Origin of the sequence: Hugonella massiliensis (genome assembly GCA_001486445.1) — a bacterium.
In the GTDB taxonomy this organism is placed as follows: Bacteria; Actinomycetota; Coriobacteriia; order Coriobacteriales; family Eggerthellaceae; genus Hugonella; species Hugonella massiliensis.
The window spans coordinates 229,603-254,347 of the sequence record LN908986.1 but is presented as its reverse complement, the minus strand read 5'-3'; the positions used below and the strand labels follow the sequence as shown (position 1 = coordinate 254,347).

The window sequence follows — 24,745 nt, the reverse complement described above, 5'->3', positions numbered from 1 at the left end:
AATTCGCACCCGTATCTGACGGTCCGTGAGGTTTCCGTGAGCGCCATGCAACCCCCAGGGTCGGCCCGAAGCCGCCTTGGAAAACCTAGAGAGATCCTAACCAGGACCTCGCGGGGGAGCGCCCCCCGCGAGCGCGACCATGGAGCGGGGGATCACCCGGACCCATTCCGAACCCGGCAGTTAAGCCCCGCATCGCCGAAAGTACTGCGGGGGAAGCCCGTGGGAGGATAGGGCGTCGCGCTCGCGGAGGGCGCTTTTTCTTTGCGCGGGGGCCGCCCGAGGGGGCGGCCCCCTTTCCGTATATGGAGGGGTTTTCCCAATCCGCGTATCTCGTGCATCTTTCCACTTGGTTTTAAATTTCCCGAAACACCGTTGACCTCGTCTCGCCTTCGAGCTGGGGTACACTACTGAAGAACTGAGATCAATCAGTGCGGACGTGAGCCTGCGAACAGGAGAGACTATGGGAAAAATCGCAATGAAGACGCCGTTGGTCGAGATGGACGGCGACGAAATGACGCGCGTGCTCTGGAAACTGATTAAAGATGAGCTTATCGAGCCTTTTGTCGACTTGAAGACCGCCTACTTCGATCTGGGGCTGGAACATCGCAATGAAACCCGCGACCAGGTGACGATCGACGCATCGATGGCCACCAAGAAGTACGGGGTTGCGGTGAAGTGCGCCACTATCACGCCCAATGCCGCTCGCAAAGAGGAATACCATCTCGACGAGATTTGGAAGAGCCCCAACGGCACCATTCGCGCTCTTCTCGATGGCACGGTCTTTCGCGCCCCCATTATCGTCAAGGGAATTGAGCCCTATATCCCTACCTGGAAGGCCCCGATTACCATCGCACGTCATGCCTATGGCGATCTTTATCGCGATGTCGAGATGAAGGTTCCGGGTCCCGGCAAGGTTGAGCTCGTGTACACGCCTGCCGACGGGGGCGACGAACAGCGCGTTACCGTGCATGAGTTCGACGGTGCGGGTATCGTCGAGGGTATGCACAACATCGATGCCTCGATCGAGGGCTTTGCGCGAGCTTGCTTTAACTATGCGCTCGAAACCAAACAGGACCTTTGGTTTGCCACCAAGGACACCATTTCCAAAACCTATGACCATCGGTTCAAAGACATTTTTGCCGACCTCTATGAAGCCGAGTATCGGACGCGTTTCGAAGAGGCGGGTATCGAGTACTTTTATACGCTTATTGATGATGCCGTGGCCCGCGTGGTGCGCAGCGAGGGCGGTTTCATTTGGGCCTGCAAGAACTACGACGGCGACGTGATGAGCGACATGGTGTCCACGGCGTTCGGGTCGCTCGCCATGATGACTTCGGTCCTCGTTTCTCCCCATGGGTACTGGGAATACGAGGCCGCTCACGGCACCGTGCAGCGCCACTACTACAAATATCTGAAGGGCGAGGAGACCTCCACCAACCCGGTGGCGACGATCTTCGCCTGGTCAGGAGCCTTCCGCAAGCGCGGCCAGCTCGACGACCTGCCCGACCTGGTGTCCTTTGCCGACCGGCTCGAAAAGGCGACGATCGATACGATCGAAGCGGGTGAGATGACTGGAGACCTTGCCCGGATCACGACGTTTGAACATCCGCGTCAGCTCAACACCGAGGACTTCATTGCAGCGATCGCCCGTCGTCTCGCCTAACAAAGAAGCCCGCCCGCGACCCTTTGGGGGCGGGCGGGCTTTCCGCTCATGTGCGCAATTCGCGCTCTTGGGGCTGTTCAGGGGCTTGCTTTAGTTGGATGAAGTATACTTTCATTGGACCATTGGATGCGCTTCGCAGAGAGTTTGAGTGAAGGATTGGTGCTCGTGACAGATAACGAGACGATGGAAAAGCTCGTCAAATCGGTGATTATCAAAGACGGCCTGCGGCAGAAGATCATCGGCGAACTGCAGGGTTCGTCCCGCCGCGCCCGTCAGACGGCAGCGCACGTGATCGGCGGCGTTGCCAAGCAGAAGCCCGAAGTGCTCGTGCCCTATGCCGACGATTTGGTCGACGCCCTCAATCGCCCTGAGGCGCAAACGCGCTGGGAATGCCTCGACGCCCTTACCGAAATCGTGGCCGTCGATTCACGGGCATGCGACAAGGCCATTCCGGGGGCTGAAGCCTCCCTGTTCGACGAGTCGAACAGTATGGTGCGCCTTTCGGCTATGCGCTTCCTTTGCCGGCTGGGTGCCACGACGGAAAACCGGTCCGAAAAGACCTGGCCTCTCATCGACGAGGGCATCCAGTGCTATCACGGCGACTTGGGCTTCCAAGAGATGCTCAATGCGGTCATCGGTTTTTCTGAGGGCAAGCTTTCCGATCAGGTGAAGCAGGAGCTCAAAGAGCGCATGGCCTTCGATGCCAAGAACGGCAAGGGCGCCTTAAAGGCGCGTGCCAGTCAGATTATCGAAAACCTTTCCAACTAATCAGTAGGTACATCATGTGCGCAGCGTGGCCGCGGCGCCGGCTCGAGCGGTCGGTTTCCGCGGCCCCTGTGTACCGTCGAGAGGGGCAGCCGAATGGCTGGTACTAAGAATCTAGCAACGCTCGAAGTGGGCGGATCGACCTATCGCTACTATCCGGTGCGCGCCTTGCCCGGGGCTGAAAAACTGCCGTATTCCCTTACGGTCCTGCTCGAAAACATCCTGCGCAACGTGCCCGACCCGGCGCAGGCGCGCACGCTGGCCGATCGCCTTCTCGAAGCGGGGCTTGCCGGCGAGGCCGGCGGGGAAGTGGCCTTTTCTCCAGCGCGCGTGCTCTTCCAGGATTTCACCGGCGTGCCCGTCTTCGTTGATTTCGCCGTTATGCGCGAAGCCTGCAAGGCGCTTGGCGGCGACCCGCGCACGATCAATCCCCAGGTGCCCTGCAACCTTGTGATCGACCATTCGGTCATTGCCGATGAATACGGGTGCGCGGCGGCCCTCGCCGACAACATGGCGACCGAATTCCACCGCAATCGCGAGCGCTATGATTTCCTGAAGTGGGCCCAGCATTCCTTCCAGAACGTGAGCATCGTGCCGCCCGGACAGGGCATTTGCCACCAGCTCAACATCGAGCGCTTCGCCCAGGTGGTCATGACGGCCGAAACCGACGAGGGTACCACGGCCTATTTCGACACCCTGGTGGGCACCGACAGTCATACCCCTACCGCCAACGGCATCGGCGTGCTCGGCTGGGGTGTGGGCGGCATCGAAGCCGAAGCGGCGGCTCTGGGCCAGCCGATCACCCAGCTCGTGCCGCGCGTGATCGGCGTCGAGCTCACCGGCAAGCTGCCCGAAGGCGTTGCGGCTATGGATGTGTCGCTGCGCTTCGCCCAGATGCTGCGCGAAGAGGGAGTTGTCGGCTGCTTCGTCGAATGCTTCGGGGAAGGCGTGGGCAACCTCACGGCTACCCAGCGCGCCTGTATTTCCAACATGACGCCCGAATACGGCAGCACCTGCACCTTGTTTCCCGTTGACGAGCAGACGATCGACTATCTGCGCCTCACGGGCCGCAGCGAGGAGCGCATCGCGCTGGTGGAAGCCTACGCGAAGGCCCAGGGCCTGTGGAACGACGGGTCGCCGCGCACCTACGCCAAGGTGCTTCATCTCGATTTGGGCACGGTGGAGCGCAGCATCGCCGGCCCGAGCCGCCCCCACGACCGCATTTCCTGCGCGGGAGCCAAGCGGGCTTTCGAGGGGATTTGCGCCGATCGCGGCGTCGGTGGTGAACGCGCCACGGTTACCATCGACGGGGCGTCCTACGAGCTTGCGTCGGGCGCGATCGCGATTGCCGCGGTGACGAGCTGCACGACAGCGACCGACCCGGCCATGATGCTCGCCTGCGGCCTGCTCGCCCGCAACGCGGCCGAACGCGGGCTTGCTCCCAAGCCTTGGGTGAAGACCATTCTGGCACCGGGCAGCAAGGCGACCGAGCTCTTGCTCGAGCGTGCGGGCCTCATCGATGGCCTGCAGAAACTCGGTTTCTATACCTGCGGGTTCGGATGCATGAGCTGCATCGGCAACTCGGGTCCGGTGCTGCCCCAGCTGCACGAGGTCGCCGACGAGATCGAGCTCGCCAGCGTCCTTTCGGGCAACCGTAACTTCGAAGGCCGCATCTCGCCCGACGTCGCCCAGAACTATCTGAGCGCTCCCGCCGGCGTAATCGCCTACGCCCTTGCCGGAACGATGGACTTCGATTTCGAAACCGAGCCGCTGGGGGCCGACGCCCAGGGACAGCCGGTCTACCTGCGCGACATTTGGCCGACCAACGCCGACGTGGCTGCCCTGCAGGCACAGGTGGTCGACCGCGCCCTCTTCGAAGAGGGCGGAAAGGGCCTCTTCGAGGGCGATGCGGCGTGGGATGCCCTCGATCGCCCGGCAAGCGATGTCTTCGATTGGGATGCCTCGTCTACCTACGTGCGCCGTGCCACCTACTTCGACGGGATGACCAAGGAAGTGGCAGCCCCGGCGCCGATCGAGGGTGCGCGCGCTTTGGTTGCGCTCGGCGACTTCATCACGACCGACCACATTTCGCCGGCCGGCGCGATCGCTCCCGATTCGGCGGCGGCGCGCTACCTGCGCGAGGGCGGCGTGGCCGATGCCGAGTTCAACACTTACGGCAGCCGTCGCGGCAACCACGAGGTCATGGCGCGCGGCACGTTCGCCAACGTCAAGCTTTCGAATGCCCTGGCGGATGGCAAGAAGGGCGGCTGGACGCGCGACTTGCTCGACGGGAACATCAAGCTCATCTTCGACGCGTCCGAAGACTACCGTGCCGCCGGCGTGCCGCTCGTGGTGCTTGCGGGCAAGATGTACGGGAGCGGTTCTTCACGCGACTGGGCGGCCAAAGGCCCCATGTTGCTGGGCGTGCGGGCCGTCTTCGCCGAAAGCTTCGAGCGCATCCATCGCAGCAACCTCATCGGCATGGGCATCCTGCCCCTGCAATTCGAAGAGGGCGACAGCGCGGCGACCTTGGGACTCGATGGCACCGAGACCTACTCGATCGAGCCGATCGACTTTTCTGGCGGCCTACCGCAGCCGGCGCACGTCCGCGCGCATGCGGTGCGCGGCGACGGATCGACCGTGGGCTTCACCTGCCTGGTGCGCATCGACACGCCCACCGAAGGCGCCTACTACGCCAACGGGGGCATCCTGCAGTACGTGCTGCGTAACCTTGCGGGCTAGGGCGGAGAACAACGCCGTCTCGGGCGAGGTCAATGGGAACGTAACGAACGGGCGCTGCCGAAGGGGCGGTGCCCGTTTCCTGTATACTGTGCCGAAAATCGACCACGAAGAGCGCAGCCTGAAGGGGGATACGCTGTGGACAAGAAACAGATGGAAGATTACTTCAAGATGGTGGGGTTCGACCCCTCGTCAGCGGATGCGGGTTCTGCGGATCATACGAGCTCGGAAGGGAGCAAGAAGCGCTCCCACGGGCAGCGCGTCCCCTTCGATGCGGGAAAGGGTGCCGGTGGCGGCAACCCCTTTGGGGGCGGCAACCCCTTTGCGGGATTCGGGGGATTCGGGGGCTTCGGGGGCCACGGGTCCGAGGGCGGCTCCCACGACGACGGCTCCTTCGATTTCGAAGTGCCCCCTCTGCCGCGCAAGACGCTCGTCGTCCTCATTGCGGTGCTCGTGGCGATCATCGCAATTGCCTACTGGTGGTTCCATCCGCCCATCAACATCCATTCGGCTGACCTGTGGGTCTTTCTTGCGATCTTCGTGATTCTCCCCGCCTTCATCACCTTCCGCACGATCAGCCGCTCCTACGCCACCGGCGACGGCAAGCGCGAGCGCAGCGAGAAGAAGGCCGTCCGCTTCAAGTACCTGTCCTGGGTTCCTGTGGCCGTCGCGATCGTGGGCGTCGTGGGCGCCGTGGCCTCGTATTCCATCTGGCCGGGCAACGCGGAAAAATACTCGTCACTGCTCAACGTGCAGGACAGCGATTTCGCGACCGATATCCAGGAAGTCGATTACAACTCGATTCCCGTCATCGACAAGGAATCGTCGGTGCTGCTGGGCAACCGCACGCTTGGTGAAATCCCCGAATACGTGAGCCAGTTCGAGATCTCCAACATCTATTCGCAGATCAACTACCAGGGCCGGCCGGTGCGCGTGAGCCCACTCGAGTACGCCGACCTCTTCAAGTGGTTCTACAACAAGGATTCGGGCGTGCCCGCCTACGTGCTCGTCGACATGGCCAGTCAGGATACCCAGGTCGTCCGCCTCGACCAGCCGATCTACTACGTCGATTCCGAGCCGCTCGAGCGTAACATCGACCGCTACGTGCAGTTGAAGTACCCCTTCTACATGTTCGAGGAGAAGAGCTTCGAAATCGATGAAGACGGCACGCCCTGGTGGATCTGCCCCGTGCAGGACCGTACGATCGGCCTTTTCGGCGGCGAGACCATTTCGAGGGTCGTGCTGGTAAACGCGAGCACCGGCGAGACGCAGGACTACGCGATCGGCGACGTGCCCCAGTGGGTCGATAGGGCCTATCCGAGCGACTTGGTGGTGCAGCAGTACAACTGGTACGGCAGCCTGAAGGGCGGCTGGCTCAACAGCTGGCTCGGTCAGAGCGGCGTGGTGCAGACGACGCCCGGCACCGACGGCAACGCCGGCTACAACTACATCGCCAAGGACGACGATGTCTGGCTGTATTCAGGCGTGACGAGCGCCACGGCCGACAACGCGATCGTGGGCTTCGTGCTGGTGAACCAGCGCACGGCCGAAACCCACTACTACAGCGTAGCCGGGGCCACCGAGGAATCGGCTATGAAGAGCGCCGAGGGCCAGGTGCAGAACTTGGGCTACCACGCGAGCTTCCCGCTTCTGCTCAACATCAACGGCCAGCCCACCTATTTCATGGCGCTTAAGGATGATGCGGGCCTTGCCAAGAAATTCGCCATGATCGACATCCAGCGCTACCAGAACGTCGCTATCGGCGACACGGTGGCCGATTGCCAAAAATCCTACAAGGCCCTGCTGGCGACCAACGGGGCGGTGAGCGCGGTCGATTCGTCGGCTCAGGGTACGGCTGACGGGCAGATCCGTACGGTCCTGCAGGCGGTTGTCGACGGCAACACGCACGTGTACCTCACGCTCGACGGCGACAGCAGGATCTACGACTTCCCCCTGCCGGGCTTGATCGAGGTGGCGCGCTACGGGGTGGGCGACCGTATCGCCTTCACCTATATCGACGGCGACCCAACCTGCACGGCGCAATCGATCGAGTCGGCCGCGTCGCAGGCGGGCGGTACCGCGACCGCGGGGGGCGCGGGTGCGACGTCGACGGGCGGCGGCTCTCAGGCGTCCGATGTCCAGGCCTCGTCGTCGGCCGCGTCTTCGGGCGATGCGTCCGCTGCGACGAATGCGGGTGGAGCCGCCTAGGGAGCTTCTTTTCCGGCGCCGTGATGAAGCTGTGACGAATCGGTGCGCAGGTTGCATGCGCCTTGCAAGCGGCCGTGTCCTTTGGCATACTATCAGGGCTGCAGAAATGCAGCCTGTTAGTGGAATAGTTCCGCTGCCAAAGACAGCCGGCACCCGTTCGGGTTTAATCGCGCAAGCGGCCTGCCGAGGTGGTTCAGATAACGCTTTGAGCTTTGAACGACCTCCTGCTGTCCGGCAGGAGGTCGTTTCTTTTTCAAGACGCGATCCTCCCTTGGGGCGGAACCCGTTTTGGAAAAGAAGGAGGTGTACTACATGCCCAACGCTCAGAACAAGGAAACCCTGGAAAAGATCAAAGGGGAGCTCGACGGTGTCTCCGCGGTGTGGGTTGTCGACTACCGCGGCCTGACCGTGAAGGAAGTCCAGCAGCTCCGTCGCGACGTGCGCGAGGCCGGCGCTCACATGGTGGTGTACAAGAACACCCTGGTGAAGCTGGCTCTCGGCGAAGCCGGCCAGCCGACGATGGAAGACATCCTCGACGGCCCGAACGCCTTCGTGTTCGCCGATGGCGATCCTGCTGCCGCTGCGAAGGCCCTGAAGACCTTCGCCAAGGATAACGAGAACCTCGAGATCCGCGGCGGCATCATGGACGGTGTCGAGTACGACGCAGCGCAGGTCGAGGCTATCGCTTCTCTGCCTTCCCGCGAAGAACTCTACGCTTCCATCGCATCTGCTATCGCAGGTGTTGCGCGCGGTCTGGCCGTTACGATCAACGGCGTGCCGCAGGGTCTGGCGCAGGCAATCAGCCAGGTTGCCGAGCAGAAGCCCGCTGCCTAGCGCAGCATTGCGGCGCAGTGCGTCGCGCACATTTGACATTTCGAGTCGTGCGAAGAAGCGCGGCTCCCTTGAAAGGAAACTAACATGGCTGTGACCAAAGAAGAAATCATTGAGGCTCTGAAGGAGATGTCTCTGCTCGAGGCTTCCGAACTCGTCAAGGACATCGAGGAGACCTTCGGCGTGTCCGCCGCTGCTCCCGTTGCCGTGGCTGCCGCTCCGGCTGCCGGTGGCGAAGCTGCCGCTGAGAAGACCGACTTCGACGTCGTGCTCGAGGGCTTCGGCGACAACAAGATCGCCGTCATCAAGGTCGTTCGCGAGATCACCGGCCTGGGCCTGAAGGAAGCCAAGGCTGCCGTCGAGGCTGCTCCGAACACGCTCAAGGAAGGCGTGAAGAAGGAAGAGGCCGAGGAAATCAAGGCCAAGCTCGAGGAAGCCGGTGCTGCGGTAACCCTGAAGTAAATCGCTTCGGTTGCATCATCGCGTTTTGCGCATGCGCAAAGGACCGCACGGGGTTGCCCGCGCGGTCCTTTTTTGTATGCGGGGAGGGATTGCGCCACGATGGGGCGCGGCAAGGGGGCGGCCCCGATGTGCCCCGCATTGCAGACGGCGTCTGCTCTAACGACGGCGCGATTGACTTTGATGTGTCCGTTGGCAACCGGCGGTTGGCGGAATGTAAAGCGCGCTTGGTAGACGCAACCGGGCGTATCGGTCATGCTGAGGATGTCCTTAGGGGGAAGGAGCATCCCATGATTCTGGCGGAAAAGATCATCGACCTTAGGAAGAAAAACGGATGATCCCAAGAACAGCTCGCCGGCAAGCTCGGGGTGAGCCGTCAGTCCATTTCGAAATGGGAGAGCGCTCAGTCGACGCCCGACATGAAGAAGATCGTGGCTCTGTCCGAACTCTTCGGCGTGTCCACCGACTACCTGCTGAAGGATGGCATGGACGATGCCGAAGGGGCGGCCGTCGGCGGTGACGCACCGGATCGGGCGATGCTTGACGGAGCATCGCTTACGCCTGTTTCCATGGAAGAGGCGGGCGCCTTTCTCGCGCATAACGAACGCAACGCTCGCAGGCGATGCGTCCGATGCATCGCTTAGGGACTTCTACGAATGCGTGGGGGTGTGTGCTCTCCTTTGCTTCGTCGCGGTTGGCGTCTATCTGATAGTGCGTGCCTGCTGCATCGAGAGCGGATATAAGGTCCTTCTCGAGGAAGGCGATTACGACCGTGCGGCGAAAGCGGTGAACAACCGTATCGGCACCATCTACTGGGCGGTCATGACGGCAGCGTATCTGCTCGTGAGCTTCCTTTCCATGGGCTGGGCGATTACCTGGGTCATCTGGCCGGTCGCGGGTATCCTGTACGGGGCGCTTACGGCTTTCCTGAAGATGCGGACGTGATGCGCGGGAGGCGGTGGGAATCTGGTCTGTAAAATGAGCAGATAACCCCTGCTTGCCACCGGTCAATGGAGCTGTATGACAAGGATGTGCGTGCGAGGGACGAGCATCGCCCCTCGCACGCACGCTAGCGCACGGTGCGGCCGATGTTGGCGCGGTTGTAGTATTCGGCTTTGTCCCGGTACATGAGCTGATCTGCTTGGGTGATGGCTTGGTCGAGGCGGGACGCGTCGTCGATCCACACGGCGCCGATAGCGAGGCGGTGCCGTTTTTCTTCGCCTATTATCTTGGTGAGCTTTTTACAGCTGCGTTCGAAATCGCTGCGCGAGATGAGCGGGAGGAGGGCGACGAACTCGTCGCCGCCGTCTCGGTACACGTTTGCCGCGCCCCAAATGCCGGAAAGCACGCGCGCTGCCTGCTGAAGCGTTTTATCGCCGGCCCGATGGCCATGCGCGTCGTTCGTCTCTTTCAACCCGTTCACGTCGGCAAAGACCACGCCCACGCTTCCCGAGCTGCGGGAGAGCGCATCGATGCGCTCGGCCAAGGCGGCACGGTTGCCCACCTCGGTGAGGCTGTCATGCTTGCTGAGGTATGCGAGTTGGCTCACCAGCTTGTGGTTGGCGATTTTCGAACCGATGAAATACGACACCGCTTCCAGGATGGCCTTCGTGTTGATCAGGTCGGATATCTCATAGTTGTCGGCGCCCAGGTACCCGACGAGCTTGCCTTTGCTGTAGAAAGGAGCGCAGAGCAGTCGCTTGATGCCCTGACGCTTGAGGTTGGCGTAGTCGATGGGGTCGTGTGCTTTCAGCATCTCGATATCGGGGATGAGCACGCTGCTGTCGTACTTCAGGAATTCCTCCCAGCTGCCGATATAGTCGTCATAGCTGAGGTTCTGCAGGGTGTCGAGCTCCGGTTCTATGCCCTCGGCGCACCATTCGAAGGTGTTGGACACGGTGATGCCGTCAGTTTCGAGGACGTAGAGCCGGTCGGGCTCGATGTAGGTGCTCAGTTGGGCGAGGGCGTGGTTCATACAGGTTTCGTAGTCCTCGTCGTTGCTCAGGAGACGCGAAATCTGCAGGATGATGTCGTTGGTGACGCGGATGCGGTTGATCGAGATTTTGAGTTCCTGCTGGTGGTCGACGTTGGTGAAGATGTAGGCCACCAGGTCGGGCTGAGACAGGGGGGCTCACCGTGAAATCGAGCCAGTGGTCGATTTCGGGCGCGAGGATGACGTCGTGCACGGTTTCGCGGCTCGTGACGGCGCGAAAGCAATAGTTGAGCCAGCGCGGGTCTGCTTCGGCGTACGATTCCAGGAAGGATCGACCCACGAGTTGGTCGTGGGTCATGTCCACCATGGCGCAGTAGGCCTCGTTCACGTAGACATAGCGCGTGTCGACGCAGCGCGTGCGCCCTTCGTCCATGATCGCGCGGAAGACCGCGTACGCTACGGGAATATCGTAGAAGGGGTCGGGTGTGAAGAGCGGCTCGCGCATGGATCGCTTTCTTGGCGTCGTGATAAATCTATGTAAATAGTTATATCACGAGACGAGAGCGATTGCCTGTTGTATCCCGCGCGTTCTGGTCAGTGCGCGCGGGGCGGTGGGTTCGTGTGCAGGTGGCCCAGGCGGGCGCGGCAGCGGTGCTCGTTGCTGCCGCGCCCGCATTTCGCAGGCTACATGCTGTGGCGCGCGAGCTCTTCGTCGCCCTTCCACAAGACGACTTCGCCTGTAGAAAGGGTGGCGGGCACGTCGATAAGCCGCTGGTTCGACGACCCGCTAAAGCGCAGGGTGATGTCGTAGAGCTCGCGTTCGAAGGGGCCGTCGACAAGCACGTCGATAAGCGAGAGCAGCTCGTCGGTGGCGTCGGTGTGGCGAGGGCTCTTCGGGTCGCAGAGGGCTTCGAAATGGTCGCCCGTGTAGCACCAGACGTTCTTGCCCGGCACTTCGGCGCGCACGCGACGCAGCAGGGGCAGCAAGCCCTGTTGATTGACCGGTTCCATCGGTTCGCCGCCGAGCACGGTGAGACCTTCGACCCAGGGCGCCTTCAGGCTTTCGACGATGGCATCGGCCACGTCTTGGGTGAATTCCTGCCCATAGGAGAAGTTCCACGTCTCGGGTTGGAAGCATTCTTTGCAGTGGTGGGTGCAGCCCGACACGAACAGGGAGGTGCGCACGCCTTCGCCGTTAGCGATATCGGAGTATTTGACGTTTCCGTAGTACATGAGGTGTCTCCTTGCAGCAGAAGGCCCGCATCGTTGCAGCACGCGCTGCGGCGGATGCGGGCCTTGGGGCTACCGGGGGCTGCTTAGAGGTGCAGCACGCGGTCTTTGATCTCTTCGGTACGGCCCTGGTTCCAGAACTGGGTGCCGATGTAGCCGCAGGTGCGACGGGCGACGTTGAGCGTGCTCTGGTCGCGGTTGCCGCAGCTGGGGCATTCCCACACGAGCTTGCCGTCGTCTTCGACAATCTTGATTTCGCCGTCGTAACCGCACTTCTGGCAGTAGTCGCTCTTGGTGTTGAGCTCGGCGTACATGATGTTGTCGTAGATGTACTGCATGACGGCGATAACCGCTTCCAGGTTGTCCTGCATGTTGGGCACTTCCACGTAGGAGATGGCCCCGCCGGGGGACAGGCGCTGGAACTGGCTTTCGAACTTGAGCTTGGTGAAGGCGTCGATGTCCTCGCGCACGTTCACGTGATAGCTGTTGGTGATGTAGCCGTGGTCGGTGATGCCGGGGGCGATGCCGAAGCGGCGCTGCAGGGCCTTGGCGAACTTGTAGGTGGTCGATTCGAGCGGGGTGCCGTAGAGGCTGAAGTCGATGTCGTGCTCGGCCTTCCATTCGGCGCATTTGTCGTTCATGTGCTGCATGACCGAAAGCGCGAAGGGGGTGGCGTCGGGGTCGGTGTGCGATTCGCCCGTCATGAACTTCACGCACTCGTAGAGGCCGGCGTAGCCCAGGCTGATCGTGGAGTAGCCGCCGTAGAGCAGCTTGTCGATCGTCTCGCCCTTTTCCAGGCGCGCCAAGGCGCCGTACTGCCACAGGATCGGGGCCGCATCGGACAGGGTGCCCTTCAGACGGTTGTGGCGGCACATGAGGGCCTTATGGCAGAGCTCGAGGCGTTCATCGAAGATTTCCCAGAAGCGATCGACGTCGCCTTCGCTCGACAGGGCCACGTCGACCAGATTGATCGTGACGACGCCCTGGTTGAAGCGACCGTAGTACTTGGGCTTGTTGGGCTCCCAGTTCTTGGCGCGGGCCACGTTGTCGTAGCCGTTGCCCGAGCGGTCGGGGGTGAGGAAGGACCGGCAGCCCATGCAGGTGTAGACGTCGCCTTCGCCTTCGACTTCGCCTTTGGAGAGCTTGTACTCGCGCATCTTCTTTTCGGAGATGTAGTCGGGCACCATGCGCTTGGCCGTGCACTTGGCCGCCAGCTTGGTGAGGTAGAAGTAGGGGTCGCCTTCGTGGATGTTGTCGCTTTCGAGCACGTAGATCAGCTTGGGGAAGGCCGGAGTGATCCACACGCCCTTTTCGTTCTTCACGCCCTGGTAGCGCTGGCGCAGCATCTCTTCGATGCAGATGGCGAGGTCGCGCTTCTCCTGTTCGTTTTTGGCCTCGTTGAGGTACATGAACACGGTGATGAAGGGGGCCTGGCCGTTGGTCGTCATGAGGGTGACCACCTGGTATTGGATGGTCTGGACGCCGCGGCGGATCTCGTCGCGTACGCGCTCTTCGACGATCCTGTCCATCTTTTCCTTCGAAGGCTCGAGGCCGAAGGAGTTCATCTCGGCGATGACCTGGCGGCGAATCTTCTGACGGCTCACGTCGACGAAGGGGGCCAGGTGGGCGAGGCTGATGGACTGGCCGCCGTACTGGCAGCTGGCCACCTGGGCGATGATCTGCGTGGCGATGTTGCAGGCGGTCGAGAAGCTGTGGGGCTTTTCGATGAGGGTGCCCGAAATCACCGTGCCGTTCTGCAGCATGTCTTCCAGGTTGACGAGGTCGCAGTTGTGCATGCGCTGGGCGTAGTAGTCGGCGTCATGGAAGTGGATGATGCCCTCTTCGTGGGCTTCGACCACGTCTTCGGGCAGGAGCATGCGCTCGGCCAGGTCCTTGGACACTTCGCCGGCCATGTAGTCGCGCTGCACCGACACGACGGTGGGGTTCTTGTTGGAGTTTTCCTGCTTGACCTCTTCGTTGTTGCATTCGATGAGGGAGAGGATCTTGTCGTCGGTGGTGTTGGAGGCGCGCAGCTGGTTCTGCACGTAGCGGTAGATGATGTACTTGCGGGCGACTTCGTAGCAGCCCAGGGCCATGATCTCGTCTTCCACCATGTCCTGGATCTCTTCGACCGCGGGTGCGTGGCCCAGGCCCTCGCAGCGGCTGGTGACCTTGTTGGCCGCAGAGAGGATGTTGGCCTGGGACAAGCGGTTTTCGGGCACGACTTCTTCGTTGGCGGCAGCGATGGCGTTGACGATCTTCGTGACGTCGAAGACGACTTCGGACCCGTTGCGCTTGATGACTTTCATCGGCTCTCCTTAGCGTCGTGTACCTTGGGGCGGCGTGCGTCCTAAGGCGGGGAAATAAGGGTGGTTCGTGCGGCTTGCAGCGAGGGGAAACTCGCGCGCCGCGTTTCTTCGCTTACTGTTATGCCTTGAAAAAAGTTGGGGCGCAAGGCTTGACATTCGAAGCCCCCACCTTTTCCCGAAAGTGGGGAAACGCCACACATATAGAATCCATAAGTCATGCGACCACAACATATAGTGGTAGAAAATGTAACAAGAACCATATCAATACGACGGTGGAAAGGGTGGATGGGGCTGTACCGAAAACGGTACGGCACCTCTTGGAGCGGGCGATTTGCGACCCGCGCTCCGGGGATGGAGGGTGTGGATAACCGCATGCGGGGCGGTCGAAAACGCGGTAGGGGCATCGTGCACGCCTGCTCGCGCAGAAGGGGTGCGCACCTACATGTGGGGGTTGCCGCCGCGAGAGGGAAGGGATAGGGGCGCACGCGCGCGATGGGCGGCGCGGGCGATTTCCAACAGGTCCGTTTAGCCGCCGCTTGCGTTTCCGTCGAGGATTTCGGGCTGCCTGTGCAAAATGCAGGGGCCGTGCAGCTCGAACGAGAATCAGGGCTTTGAAAACTCGTTTTGCAAGGGGAATGCAGCCGATGCGTGTTGCAGCCGTGCATCTTGAGCAGAACCGTGCAACAAGCGTGCAGAACGAGCGGGATTCCGGCTCCCGACGTGACATTTCCGTGCGAAACGAGCAGAGCGGTCCGTTTCCAAGGGCCGAACGCTCAATCGGCTGCAAGGCGTGTGCGAAATGAGCAGTCAGGTGCAACGACCGTGCAGGTTGAGCAGAAAAGCTGCAATCACCGTGCGGATTGAGCAGAGGATTGCAAGAGCCCTGCGAAACGAGCGCCCGTCGCGCATCGGCTCTGCGAAACGAGCGCCCGGCGGGCGTATGCCTGCGCGGGCGCTCCTGAAAAACGGGTGACGTCGGAAGCCCCGTTGCCCGGAGGGGTGGGGCTGGCCGGCCGTTAGGCCAGGGCGAAGAGGGCCGCCCCGATGGCGCCGGCCAGCTGGGCGCGGTCGTCTACGACGAGCGCGTGCCCCAGGGCTTCCTCGATCGCGCGCACGACGCCTTCGTTTTTGGCTACGCCGCCCGTCATCATACAGACGTCGTGTACGCCCACGCGCTTGGCGAGCGCGGCGGTACGGCGGGCGACCGACCGGTTGAGCCCGGCGACGATGTCGGGCAGGGGCGTGTCGTTGGCCACAAGCGAGACGACCTCGCTTTCGGCAAAGACCGAGCAGGTGCTCGAAATCGAAGTCGCGTGCGAACTCTTGGCGGCCAGCACGCTCATGTCGGACAGCTCGACGCCCAGGGTGCGGGCCATCATTTCCAGGAAGCGGCCCGTGCCCGCCGCGCACTTGTCGTTCATCGCGAACGAGGTCACGTTGCCGTGCTCGTCGATGGCGATGGCCTTGCTGTCCTGGCCGCCGATGTCGACGATCGTGCGCACCTGGGGGTTGAGGTAGTGGGCGCCCTTGGCGTGGCAGGTGATTTCGGTCACCGAGCTGTCGGTGCTGCCGATGGCGTCGCGCCCGTAGCCGGTGGCCACGACGGCCGCGATCGATTTTCGCGGGATGCCGGCTTGGTCGAGGGCCTCCTGCAGACTGCGCTCGGCGCTCGCGCTCGCGCTGCCGCGCGTGGGGATGATCGCGCTCGCTACGATCTTGCGGTTTCCGTTCATGATGACGACGTCGGTGGACGTGGAGCCGGAATCGATGCCGGCAACAAGGGTGTCTTCGGTGATGGTCATGGCGGGCCCTTTCTGTTGCGTGCCCTCGAGCTCTTCGGCGAAGGCTTCGACGCGCGTGCGCAGCTGCTCGCTGCCCGATTTGGTGTAGTCGCTCTCGATCTGCAGGAGGGGAACCTGCGCGGCTTGATGCCAGCGCGCGCCTTCCTGGGCGTAGTAGTCGCAGAAGCGCAGCGTGTGGTAGACGACGCCGGACAGATGGGGGTCGGCGAGGATCTGCCGGCGCCCGCCCGTGCGTTCCATGCGAGCGCAGGGAATCTGGCCAAGCAGGGCCGCGGCGTAAGCGGTGAAGAGGGCGTCTTCGCCGCCTTCCTCGTCGATCGGCGCCACGCTGCGCAGGCCTGTGCAGGTGAGGTTGCGCACGGGCAGCGACAGAGCGGCCTGCACCACCTGTTCGGTGTAATGGTTGGCGCGCACGCCCACGAGCCCCACGTAGTCGTAGTCGACGGGCGGCTGGGGGACGAAGGCTTGGCGGAAGGCGGCGGCGTCGAAGGCCTTCCCCGAGAAATCCTCATAGGCGCGCGCAAGTTTGCGCAGGTCGAAGGCGAAGCGGTCGATGGCGCAGGCGTCGGTGCAGTGGGGCAGGTCGAGCAGGTAGACGAAGCGGCACTTCCCCGACGCCTTCACGATGTCGTAGACGCGGCGGTTGGTGTCGCAGCAGTTCACCAACACGAGCTGGTCGATCGAACCCGAAAGGGCCTTCTGCACGACGTCTTTGCCGAAGCCGCACAGGTTGGGGTGGACGAACTCGTCGGCGGCGGCGAAGTCTTCGGGCGCGTCGTCGAAGGGGGCGCAGGTCTCGCCGAATCCCGCGAACAGCTCGACGGGGGCGTACTTGCAGGTGTAGATGACGGTCATTTAGGCCTCCTCTTGCGCGCGGCGGGCTTCGAGCAGTTCGAGGAAGGCGTTAAGCCGGGTGGCGACCTGGCCCTCGCTCGTGTTCACGCGGTCGCAGCCGTCGCCGTCGAGCACCAGGCAAGGGTAGCCGGCGTCCTCGATCGCGGTTTTGGCCAGGTGGGCGGCGCCCAGGGTCATCTTGCAGCCCCAATGGGCGAAGTAGACGACGCCGTCGGCGTGGGTACGGCGGCACAGGTCGAGGGCGCGCTCGATGCGCAGGTCGGTCGAGCCGTTGTAGGCGCTGTAGACCATGCGGCGCGCGAGCGTCTCGTAGGGCTTGGCGGGGTCGATCGGGGTGGCGAGTCCGTCGACGATGATGTCGGTCGCGGCGATGTAGGCGCGGTCGGTGAAGCTTAGGGCCGACACCACGGGCGGCAGCATGTTGGGGATGACGTGCATCCATACCAGGCGCAGGCCGTCCGAGGCGGGCGCTTGGTCGACGTCGCGGGCCAGCTGGGCGGCGAAATCTTCCGAAAGCTTCGAGCCGAGCATGACGCGCAGGGCGATCATCGCGTACATCTCGCTCGTCATGTCGTTGGGCAAGCGGTGCGTGGGTTGCCGGTCGAGATAGTGGAGGTAGTCGGCCTTACAGCGTGCTTCGCGGGCCAGGCATTCGGACAAATCGTCGTCGGTGGGGGCGGTCCCGTAGACGTCGCCCACGAATTCAGGCAGATGGCGCAGGCGGTCGGCGACGAAGGCTACCGCATCCTCGCTGTGCTCCCAGGGCACGTCGATGAAGAAGGCGGGCACGTGGAAGGACTCTTCGGCATGGGGAAAGGTGACCATGTTGCCGTCGCAGGCGATGTTGGTGTAGACGATTGCCTTGGGCGAGGGGAGGATGCCCGATTCGAGCGCGCCAAGAAAGGTGCGGTGGTAGCTGCACAAGGTTTCGGGGAAGCCCGCCTGCTCGGCGTCGCGCAGCCAGTACTGCTCGCACTGGGTGCCGGCCAGAAACGCTGAAATGACCTCGACCGAATAGGGGGTCACGCCCGCCGTGTGCAGGAACTCGGTAGGGGCGAACAGGCTTGTGGCCGCGGCGGTTTCGGGGTGGTCGAGGGCGCGTCGCACGAGTTTCATCGTGTCGACGGCGATGCGCTGGCGGCTTTTGGGTAGGCGATGGTCGGGGGCGACGCTGAGCTTTGCCTGCTGGGCGGCGTATCCGGCCAGCAGGATCTTGCGGGCGCCTTCTGGGCTGGTTGCGGCTTGCTCGCCCACAAGCCGACCGAAGAGGGAAACGACGTTCATGAAAACCTTTCGATAATCTAAGTATTTGCATGGTAGCGGAAGCGGGCGAGCCTGCGCGCGTCCTTCGCGAAACGCACGTTTTCGGCCGTCGCGCCGGCGATGCGGGCGGAAACCCCTTGGACGTGCGGCAGAGGGCGAGGCGCATGCTATAGTGGTCCAAAGCGCCAGCAGGTTCCGGCGCGCGATTCTGCCCCCGCGCCCTTCTGCATATCCCTGCCCGCGCCGTCAAGCGGCGTTCTGCTTCGCCGCGCATCACCATTCTGCATCCTTGTGAGCAAACGAGAGCACGCGTGCGCGCGGGCCGCTTCGGGTCTGTCCTGCGTCGGTTCGCTCGGGCACGCGCGAGAAGGAGAACGTTATGGTCGATCGTCATCCGATGTGGAAAGACCTGGGTATGGACCTCGAAGCGCACGACCAGCTGTGCGAAGCGCTTCCCGCCGCATTCGGCGATGTCTTCCTCACGCAGAAGAACCGCCCCGAAGGCATGGCCTTCTGGGACATGGTGGCCGCCGACGTGCACGGCATCCGCCCCGCCGAGCTCGTGGAAGAGAAGAAGAAGGGCCGCAAGGTCTTCGGCACCTTCTGCACCTACGTGCCCGATGAGGTGGTCATCGCTTGCAACGGCATCGTCACGGGCCTGTGCGGCGGTTCGGAATTCTGGGTTCCCGAAGGCGAGAAGTACCTGCAAAACGACGTCTGCCCCTTGGTGAAGGCGTCGCTGGGCGCTCGCATGGGCCGCACCTGCCCCTTCTTCCGCCTCGTTGACGAAATCGTGGGGGAGACCACCTGCGACGGCAAGAAGAAGATGTACGAGATCATGGCGACAGACGTTCCCATGCACATCATGGAAACGCCCCAAATGAAGCGTCCCAAGGACATCGACTTCTGGGCGAGCGAGATTGCCGATTTCGCCCAGAACGTGCAGGAAGTTACGGGCGAGACCCTCACGGCCGAAAAGCTCGCCCACGCCATCGACGTGATCAATGCCCGCCGACGCGCCCTGGCCCGCGTCTACGAGACGCGCAAGAATCCCGACGTCATCCCCATTTCGGGCACCGACGCCCTGCTCATGATGCAGATTGCCTTCTTCGATGACCCCGAACGCTGCACCCAGATGGCCAACAAGCTCGCGGAAGAGCTCGAAGAGCGCCTGCGCGACGGCGTGAGCGTCTTCCCCGCGGGCACCAAGCGCATCTTGCTCACGGGCACGCCGCTCGCCATTCCCAACTGGAAGCTCCACCACATCATAGAGACGAGCGGCGCTGCGATCGTTTGCGAGGAGAACTGCACGGGCACCAAGTTCTTCCGCAACCTGGTCGACGACACGCAGGCCACGCTCGAGGGCCAGTACCGGGCCCTGGCCGAGCGCTACATGAAGATCAACTGCGCCTGCTTCACGCCCAACCGCGCCCGCATCGACGAAGTGCTCGAGCTGGCGCGCGACTATAAGGTCGACGGCGTGATCAACACCAACCTCAAGTTCTGCACCACCTTCAAGACCGAAGCGCCGGCGCTTGAAGCGGCCTTGGAAGAGGCGGGTATCCCCGTGCTCGACATCGAGACCGACTACAGCGACAACGACGCCGGCCAGCTGCGCACGCGCGTCGAGGCCTTCGTGGAGATGTTGGGCTAGTGGGGCTCGACGAGCGCATCGCAGAGGTCGCCCGAGCCCACCCGGGCGAGCCGATCGACTGCTACGTGCTCATGGCCGACCACGAAGCGGCCTTCGATTTGCACGAAGCGGCCCGGGCGGCGGGGCTTGTCGCCCGCATCACGCCCACGCCCCGCGCGACGCGGGCCTGTTGCGGCGTGTCGCTGCTCGTGGCGCGCGACGAAGTGGGGGCCGTGCTCGAGGTGGCCCACGCCGCGGGCATCGCGGTGGAGGGCGTTATCCCCCTGCCGCGCCAGCTTGACGCCCGGCGCGACCGCTATTGCTAGTACACTGCGGACAGGGCCGCTCATCGCGGGCGGCCCTGCTTCAAGAGAAAGGAAGTAGTTCCATGGAATTGACCATCGACGCCAAGGGGCAGGAGTGCCCGATCCCGGTAGTCCGTGCGAAGAAGGCCCTCGGCACGATCGAGGAGGGCACGGTCGCCGTGCTCGTGGACAACGAGACCGCCGTGCATAACCTTGAGAACCTGGGCCGCGACCTGAAGTGCGCGGTCACGTCTGAGGACGCGGGCGACGGCACCTTCCGCGTGGTACTGAAAAAGACCGAGGAATCCGCTGCCGCGGCGCCCGTCGAATCTGCCGGCACCCGCGTGGTCGCCTTCGGCAAGGCCGTTATGGGCGAGGGCAACGACGAGCTCGGCGCCAAGCTCATGAACGCCTTCGTCTTCTCGCTCACCCAACAGGACGTCCTGCCCGACACCCTGCTCTTCTTCAACGACGGCGTGAAGCTCACGACCGAAGGGTCCCCGGTGCTCGACGATTTGAAGAAGCTCGCCGAAGCCGGCGTCGAGATCTTGAGCTGCGGCACCTGCCTGGCCTTCCATGATTGGACCGACAAGCTGGCTGTGGGCGAGGTCACCAACATGTACGTGATCGCCCAGAAGCAGCTGGAAGCCGGCGTCGTCGTTCGTCCGTAGGGGAGACATGGCCATCTATTTCGACAACGCGGCTACTACGATGCACAAGCCGCCCCAGGTGGCGCGCGCCGTGGCGACTGCCATCGACTCGTTCGGGGGCGCGGGGCGGGGCGCCCATGAGGCCTCGCTCGATGCGGGGATGACGATCCACCGCACGCGCAAGCAGATCGCCCGCCTCTTCAACGCGCCCGACGCCAAGCGCGTGGTTTTCGGGCTCAACGTGACCGACGCCCTGAATGCGGTGATCGACGGGCTTCTGGGTCCGGGCGATGCGGCGGTGACGACGGCCGCCTCGCACAACTCGGTGCTGCGCCCCCTCTTCCGCAAGCAGGACCGGGAGGGGGTCGCGGTGACCGTCGTGCCGATCGCGCCCGATGCGCGCCTCGATTTGGCTGCTTTCGAGGCTGCCTTCACGCCCGCTACCAAGGTGGCGGTCGTCACGCACGCGAGCAACCTCACCGGCGACGTCTACGACGTGGCGGCGCTCGCGCGCATCGCGCACGCCCACGGGGCCCTGCTCGTGGTCGACGCCGCGCAGACGGCCGGCTTGGTGCCCATCGACATGCAGGCGGAAGGCCTCGACGTGGTGTGCTTCACCGGCCACAAGAGCCTCTACGGCCCCCAGGGGACGGGCGGCGCCGTGATCGCGCCCGGCGTCGAACTGCCCGCCTACCGCGAGGGCGGCACGGGCGTGCACAGCTACGACCGCCGCCAGCCGGAACTCTACCCCGAGCACCTGGAGGCGGGCACGCCCAACGCCCATGGGCTCGCCGGCCTTTCGGCGGGGCTTTCCTATATCGAAGGCATAGGCGTGGAAGCCCTGCACGAAAAGGTGGGTGCCCTGGCCGCCCGCTTCGAGGCGGGCGTGCGCGACATCGAAGGCGTCACCGTTTTAGGTGGGCACGCCACCCAGGACCGTTGCGGCATCGTGGCGCTTAACGTGGGCGATGTCGATGCGGCCCTCGTGGCCGACGCCCTGGCGCGCGACTGGGACATCTGCGTGCGGGCGGGCGCCCATTGCGCGCCGCTCATGCACCGGGCGCTGGGTACCGAAGAACAGGGTGCCGTGCGCTTCAGCTTTTCGTCGTTCACCACCGAAGCGGAAATCGACGCGGGCATAGAAGCGATGCGCGCGATCGCGGGGGACCTGCTATGAGGAAGGCGCGCGTGAAGAAGCCGCACGTCGTGGTGACCTTTTCCTCGCTTGACGACGCGGCCGAATGCGAGATGGTCGCCCGCGACAAGGGGATTCCCGGCCGCATCATCCCCGTGCCCTCCGAGATTTCGGCGGGCTGCGGCATGGCCTGGGCAGTGCCCGCCGAGGCGGAGGCCGACCTGCGCGCAGCCCTTGCGGCCGAGCACCTGCCCCATGAGGGCGTCTTCACCGTAGACCTGTACGCATAGGGGGAGAGATGACTGCACGCATCGGAATCGACATAGGGTCGACGGCAACCAAGGTGGCGGTGCTCGAGGGCGACGAACTCGCGGACACGCTCCTGTTGCCCACGGGCTTCAACAGCGCCGAAACGGCCGCTCATGTGAAAGACGAGCTCGTCCGGCGGGGCTTCGCTCCAGCAGAGCATGCCGTGGTCGCCACCGGCTACGGCCGCGTGGCGGTGCCCTACGCCGATCGCACGGTGACCGAAATCACCTGCCACGGCCGCGGCGCGGCCTTCCTGTTCGGCCCCGACGGCGTGGTGGTCGACGTGGGCGGCCAGGACACGAAGGTCATCAGGCTCGTGGGCGGCCGCGTGGTCAAGTTCCTCATGAACGACAAGTGCGCGGCGGGCACGGGCAAGTTCCTCGAGGTCATGGCCAACCGGATGGGCCTGACCCAGGACGATTTGGCGGCCCTTGCCCGCACGGGGGAGCCGGCGCCCATTTCCAACATGTGCACGGTCTTCGCCGAAAGCGAGGTCATCTCGCTCGTGGGGCAAGGCGAGCCGGCCGAAAACATCGCGAGCGGCGTCGTCGAGTCGATCGCGGCGCGCGTGGCTGCGCTTGCCGGCAAGCTGCCCGCCGACGTCTACTTCCTCACGGGCGGCCTCTGCGACAACGCCTACGTGGTCGAGCGCCTGGCGGCTGCCCTGGGGGCGCCGGTGCGCACGCGAAGCGCGTTTCGCGGGTGCGATCGGGGCGGCGCTTTCGGCGTAAGCGCCGTGCGCCCGTGTCCGCGGCGGCCGGCTCGGCCGCCCATTGCGCCGCCGAGCCATCGGGTATGTGCGCGCGTCGTGTGAGAGCCGCTTGTACGTCGTGTGCAATCGCCGGGAAGCGCGCGAGGCAGCGCGTACAATAAAGGCTTCAGGAACACGCGACGCATAAGGGCTGGTGAGATGGGGCGCATGCCCCTTGGGACCTATGGCTGGAAACATGAAGGGAACACGCAAGGCGGGCGGCACCACGCGGGGGAGCGCATCCCGGCGCGGCCTTTCGGGCGTGCTTGCCCGCAGGGGCGCCGCATCCGAAGGGCACGTCCAGCACGGCTTCTTCAAGCGGTCCGCCGTCATCGAAGAAGAGCGCGGTCCCGAAGCGGTGAAAAAGCCCGGCAGGCTCAAGCAGCTCGTCTACGACTGGGGCGGCCGCCTGCTCGGCGCCGCCAAGGACCGCACCTTCAGCGGCCAGGCGGCCGAGTACCAGGCCGGGCGCACCTCGCTCGACTACATGTGGAACACGGCCGGCGTCACGTCGTTCGGCATGGTCTTCCCCCTTCTCACGATCATCATCACCCAGCTGGTGGGCGTCGAGCAGGCCGGCATGTTCTCGCTGGCCTTCGTGGCGGGCATGCTGCTCATGATCCTGGCCAACTTCGGCATGCGCACCTTCCAGGTCTCCGACATCCACGAAAAGCATTCCTTCCTCGACTACCAGGTGAGCCGGTGGATCACCTGCGCGGTCATGCTGGTGGTGGGCTGGGCGGTCTGCCGGGCGCGCGGGTATGCCGACGATATGTTCCTCATGGCCATGTGCGTCTTCGTCTACAAGATGATCGACGGTCTGGCCGACGTCTACGAAGGCCGCCTGCAGCAGATGGACAAGCTCTATCTGGCGGGCGTTTCGCAAATGATCCGGTCGCTTTCGGTGCTCGTCCTGTTCACGGTGGCCCTATTCGTTTCGCGCAGCTTGGGAATCGCCTCGACCGTGATGGCCGTCGCCGCCGTGGCGTCCTTCGTGCTGGTCACCCTTCCCCTTGCCCTGCTCGAAACGCCGCGGTCGGGCCGCCTTTCCCTCGCCGGCGTGGCCGACCTCTTCCGCCAGTGCGCGCCCCTGTTCGTGGCCCTCTTCCTCTACGCCTGCATCGACAACATGCCCAAGTTCCTCATGGACGGCGCGCTGCCCTATGACAACCAGCTCTACTTCAACGCGATGTACTTCCCGGCCGAAGCGATTCTGCTCATGTCGGGCTTCGCCTACAAGCCCCAGCTCGTGCGCCTTGCGCACGCCTGGGTCGACCCCGACCGCCGCAAGCGCTTCGATCTGTTCATCGTGGTCTTCTTGGTGGGAATCGCCCTCATCACCGCGGCCGTGGCCTTTCTCATGAACTGGATCGGCGTGCCCGTCATGAGCTTCCTCTACGGCGTCGATTTCGAACCCTTCCGCAACTTCGCCCTGCTCATGGTCGTGGCGGGCGGCATCATTGCGGGCATCGACTTCCTCTACCAGGTAATCACGATCATGCGGCGCCAGAAGTCGGTCACGCGGATCTACCTGGTCGTGTTCGTGCTCTCGATCCTCATCCCCTACATGCTCATCCGCATGAGCGGCCTGCGCGGTGCGGTGCTCGGCTACCTGATCGTGATGACGATCCTCTTCGCCATGCTGCTGATGGAGTACGTGTCGGTGCGTCTGCTCTACCGCACGCACCCCGAAGACGACCCGGCCTACGCCGAGCTGCAGGCCATCCTTGCCGCCCGCCAGGCGGCCGAGGCCTCGGTGCCGCCAAGCCGGCGGCGCGCGTCTCGCGCGCCGAGGCGGCCCGGGCGCGCGCGGCTCGGGCCCAGGCGGCGGGCGCTCCCTCGCGCACGCGCATCGTGCCCGCGACCGAAGGCGACACGCGCGTGCGGCCGGGCGACGTGCGCCAA

Annotated in this window: 18 protein-coding genes, 1 rRNA gene, 1 pseudogene and 1 other annotated feature; of the genes and pseudogenes, 15 read left to right on the top strand and 5 right to left on the bottom strand. The window is 63.7% G+C overall.

Features of this window, described 5'->3' with window-relative positions:
* Positions 1 to 129: 129 nt before the first annotated feature.
* From rrf to BN3270_RS09640, 9 genes and pseudogenes are all read left to right on the top strand, one after another.
* Positions 130 to 244 (top strand): 5S ribosomal RNA (gene rrf, locus BN3270_RS03635).
* 216 nt (positions 245 to 460) lie between these two features.
* Positions 461 to 1,663, top strand: a complete 1,203-nt coding sequence (locus tag BN3270_RS03630; RefSeq protein ID WP_058985822.1) for an NADP-dependent isocitrate dehydrogenase — start codon at positions 461 to 463, stop codon at positions 1,661 to 1,663.
* A 183-nt stretch (positions 1,664 to 1,846) separates the two neighbouring features.
* A complete protein-coding gene (locus BN3270_RS03625) occupies positions 1,847 to 2,431 on the top strand; it encodes a hypothetical protein (protein WP_058985821.1) in 585 nt (194 codons plus the stop codon).
* A 93-nt stretch (positions 2,432 to 2,524) separates the two neighbouring features.
* The gene (acnA, locus tag BN3270_RS03620) at positions 2,525 to 5,170 is read left to right on the top strand and encodes an aconitate hydratase AcnA (RefSeq protein WP_058985820.1); all 2,646 of its coding nucleotides are present in this window, start codon (positions 2,525 to 2,527) and stop codon (positions 5,168 to 5,170) included.
* Positions 5,171 to 5,305: 135 nt separating this feature from the next.
* On the top strand, positions 5,306 to 7,375 hold the full coding sequence (locus BN3270_RS03615) for a Tat pathway signal sequence (RefSeq protein ID WP_271711913.1): 2,070 nt from the start codon (positions 5,306 to 5,308) through the stop codon (positions 7,373 to 7,375).
* 118 nt (positions 7,376 to 7,493) lie between these two features.
* Positions 7,494 to 7,634: a sequence feature (ribosomal protein L10 leader region), on the top strand.
* Positions 7,635 to 7,687: 53 nt separating this feature from the next.
* Entirely contained in the window at positions 7,688 to 8,209 is a 522-nt protein-coding gene (gene rplJ, locus BN3270_RS03610) for a 50S ribosomal protein L10 (protein ID WP_058985819.1), read from the top strand.
* A gap of 84 nt (positions 8,210 to 8,293) precedes the next feature.
* A complete protein-coding gene (rplL, locus tag BN3270_RS03605; protein ID WP_058985818.1) occupies positions 8,294 to 8,668 on the top strand; it encodes a 50S ribosomal protein L7/L12 in 375 nt (124 codons plus the stop codon).
* A 347-nt stretch (positions 8,669 to 9,015) separates the two neighbouring features.
* Positions 9,016 to 9,309, top strand: a pseudogene (locus BN3270_RS09645) (helix-turn-helix domain-containing protein); the annotation flags it as partial.
* Positions 9,310 to 9,331: 22 nt separating this feature from the next.
* A complete protein-coding gene (locus BN3270_RS09640; RefSeq protein ID WP_058985815.1) occupies positions 9,332 to 9,610 on the top strand; it encodes a hypothetical protein in 279 nt (92 codons plus the stop codon).
* Between the two features lie 124 nt (positions 9,611 to 9,734).
* Here the strand turns inward: BN3270_RS09640 and BN3270_RS03585 are convergent, their stop codons facing one another.
* From BN3270_RS03585 to BN3270_RS03565, 5 genes are all read right to left on the bottom strand, one after another.
* On the bottom strand, positions 9,735 to 10,772 hold the full coding sequence (locus BN3270_RS03585) for a sensor domain-containing diguanylate cyclase (RefSeq protein ID WP_058985814.1): 1,038 nt from the start codon (positions 10,770 to 10,772) through the stop codon (positions 9,735 to 9,737).
* Between the two features lie 510 nt (positions 10,773 to 11,282).
* Positions 11,283 to 11,831: an anaerobic ribonucleoside-triphosphate reductase activating protein gene (gene nrdG, locus BN3270_RS03580; protein ID WP_058985813.1), complete on the bottom strand. Its 549-nt coding sequence runs from the start codon at positions 11,829 to 11,831 to the stop codon at positions 11,283 to 11,285.
* A gap of 83 nt (positions 11,832 to 11,914) precedes the next feature.
* On the bottom strand, positions 11,915 to 14,137 hold the full coding sequence (gene nrdD, locus BN3270_RS03575) for an anaerobic ribonucleoside-triphosphate reductase (RefSeq protein WP_058985812.1): 2,223 nt from the start codon (positions 14,135 to 14,137) through the stop codon (positions 11,915 to 11,917).
* A 1,016-nt stretch (positions 14,138 to 15,153) separates the two neighbouring features.
* Positions 15,154 to 16,794 carry an acyl-CoA dehydratase activase gene (locus tag BN3270_RS03570; protein WP_058985811.1) on the bottom strand — a complete coding sequence of 547 codons (1,641 nt, stop codon included), beginning with the start codon at positions 16,792 to 16,794 and terminating at the stop codon, positions 15,154 to 15,156.
* Positions 16,795 to 18,078 (bottom strand): 2-hydroxyacyl-CoA dehydratase subunit D, encoded by a 1,284-nt coding sequence (locus BN3270_RS03565; RefSeq protein ID WP_058985810.1) that lies wholly within the window; start codon positions 18,076 to 18,078, stop codon positions 16,795 to 16,797. It lies immediately after the preceding gene.
* A gap of 358 nt (positions 18,079 to 18,436) precedes the next feature.
* Between BN3270_RS03565 and BN3270_RS03560 the strand changes: the two genes are divergently transcribed.
* The 6 genes from BN3270_RS03560 to BN3270_RS03535 all read left to right on the top strand — a co-directional run bounded on the left by BN3270_RS03560 (position 18,437) and on the right by BN3270_RS03535 (position 22,903).
* Positions 18,437 to 19,711, top strand: coding sequence for a double-cubane-cluster-containing anaerobic reductase (locus tag BN3270_RS03560; RefSeq protein WP_058985809.1), 1,275 nt, complete (start codon positions 18,437 to 18,439; stop codon positions 19,709 to 19,711).
* The gene (locus BN3270_RS03555; protein ID WP_271711912.1) at positions 19,711 to 20,016 is read left to right on the top strand and encodes a putative Se/S carrier protein; all 306 of its coding nucleotides are present in this window, start codon (positions 19,711 to 19,713) and stop codon (positions 20,014 to 20,016) included. The genes BN3270_RS03560 and BN3270_RS03555 overlap by 1 nt, the downstream gene beginning before the upstream one ends.
* A gap of 62 nt (positions 20,017 to 20,078) precedes the next feature.
* Positions 20,079 to 20,666 (top strand): sulfurtransferase-like selenium metabolism protein YedF, encoded by a 588-nt coding sequence (yedF, locus tag BN3270_RS03550; RefSeq protein ID WP_058985808.1) that lies wholly within the window; start codon positions 20,079 to 20,081, stop codon positions 20,664 to 20,666.
* A gap of 7 nt (positions 20,667 to 20,673) precedes the next feature.
* Positions 20,674 to 21,822 (top strand): aminotransferase class V-fold PLP-dependent enzyme, encoded by a 1,149-nt coding sequence (locus BN3270_RS03545; RefSeq protein ID WP_058985807.1) that lies wholly within the window; start codon positions 20,674 to 20,676, stop codon positions 21,820 to 21,822.
* On the top strand, positions 21,819 to 22,070 hold the full coding sequence (locus BN3270_RS03540; RefSeq protein ID WP_058985806.1) for a putative Se/S carrier protein: 252 nt from the start codon (positions 21,819 to 21,821) through the stop codon (positions 22,068 to 22,070). Before BN3270_RS03545 ends, BN3270_RS03540 begins: the two co-directional genes overlap by 4 nt.
* A gap of 8 nt (positions 22,071 to 22,078) precedes the next feature.
* Complete coding sequence (locus BN3270_RS03535) at positions 22,079 to 22,903, top strand: acyl-CoA dehydratase activase (RefSeq protein ID WP_271711911.1); 825 nt, start codon at positions 22,079 to 22,081, stop codon at positions 22,901 to 22,903.
* The last annotated feature ends 1,842 nt before the right edge of the window (positions 22,904 to 24,745 follow it).

Excerpts from the sequence above, each read along its gene's own strand:
- yedF (WP_058985808.1), top strand. The coding sequence starts at position 20,079 with ATGGAATTGACCATCGACGCCAAGGGGCAGGAGTGCCCGATCCCGGTA.
- nrdD (WP_058985812.1), bottom strand. The coding sequence starts at position 14,137 with ATGAAAGTCATCAAGCGCAACGGGTCCGAAGTCGTCTTCGACGTCACG.
- BN3270_RS03565 (WP_058985810.1), bottom strand. The coding sequence starts at position 18,078 with ATGAACGTCGTTTCCCTCTTCGGTCGGCTTGTGGGCGAGCAAGCCGCA.
- rplL (WP_058985818.1), top strand. The coding sequence starts at position 8,294 with ATGGCTGTGACCAAAGAAGAAATCATTGAGGCTCTGAAGGAGATGTCT.
- nrdG (WP_058985813.1), bottom strand. The coding sequence starts at position 11,831 with ATGTACTACGGAAACGTCAAATACTCCGATATCGCTAACGGCGAAGGC.
- BN3270_RS03535 (WP_271711911.1), top strand. The coding sequence starts at position 22,079 with ATGACTGCACGCATCGGAATCGACATAGGGTCGACGGCAACCAAGGTG.
- BN3270_RS03560 (WP_058985809.1), top strand. The coding sequence starts at position 18,437 with ATGGTCGATCGTCATCCGATGTGGAAAGACCTGGGTATGGACCTCGAA.
- rplJ (WP_058985819.1), top strand. The coding sequence starts at position 7,688 with ATGCCCAACGCTCAGAACAAGGAAACCCTGGAAAAGATCAAAGGGGAG.
- BN3270_RS03545 (WP_058985807.1), top strand. The coding sequence starts at position 20,674 with ATGGCCATCTATTTCGACAACGCGGCTACTACGATGCACAAGCCGCCC.
- BN3270_RS03630 (WP_058985822.1), top strand. The coding sequence starts at position 461 with ATGGGAAAAATCGCAATGAAGACGCCGTTGGTCGAGATGGACGGCGAC.
- BN3270_RS03540 (WP_058985806.1), top strand. The coding sequence starts at position 21,819 with ATGAGGAAGGCGCGCGTGAAGAAGCCGCACGTCGTGGTGACCTTTTCC.
- BN3270_RS03625 (WP_058985821.1), top strand. The coding sequence starts at position 1,847 with ATGGAAAAGCTCGTCAAATCGGTGATTATCAAAGACGGCCTGCGGCAG.
- BN3270_RS03570 (WP_058985811.1), bottom strand. The coding sequence starts at position 16,794 with ATGACCGTCATCTACACCTGCAAGTACGCCCCCGTCGAGCTGTTCGCG.
- acnA (WP_058985820.1), top strand. The coding sequence starts at position 2,525 with ATGGCTGGTACTAAGAATCTAGCAACGCTCGAAGTGGGCGGATCGACC.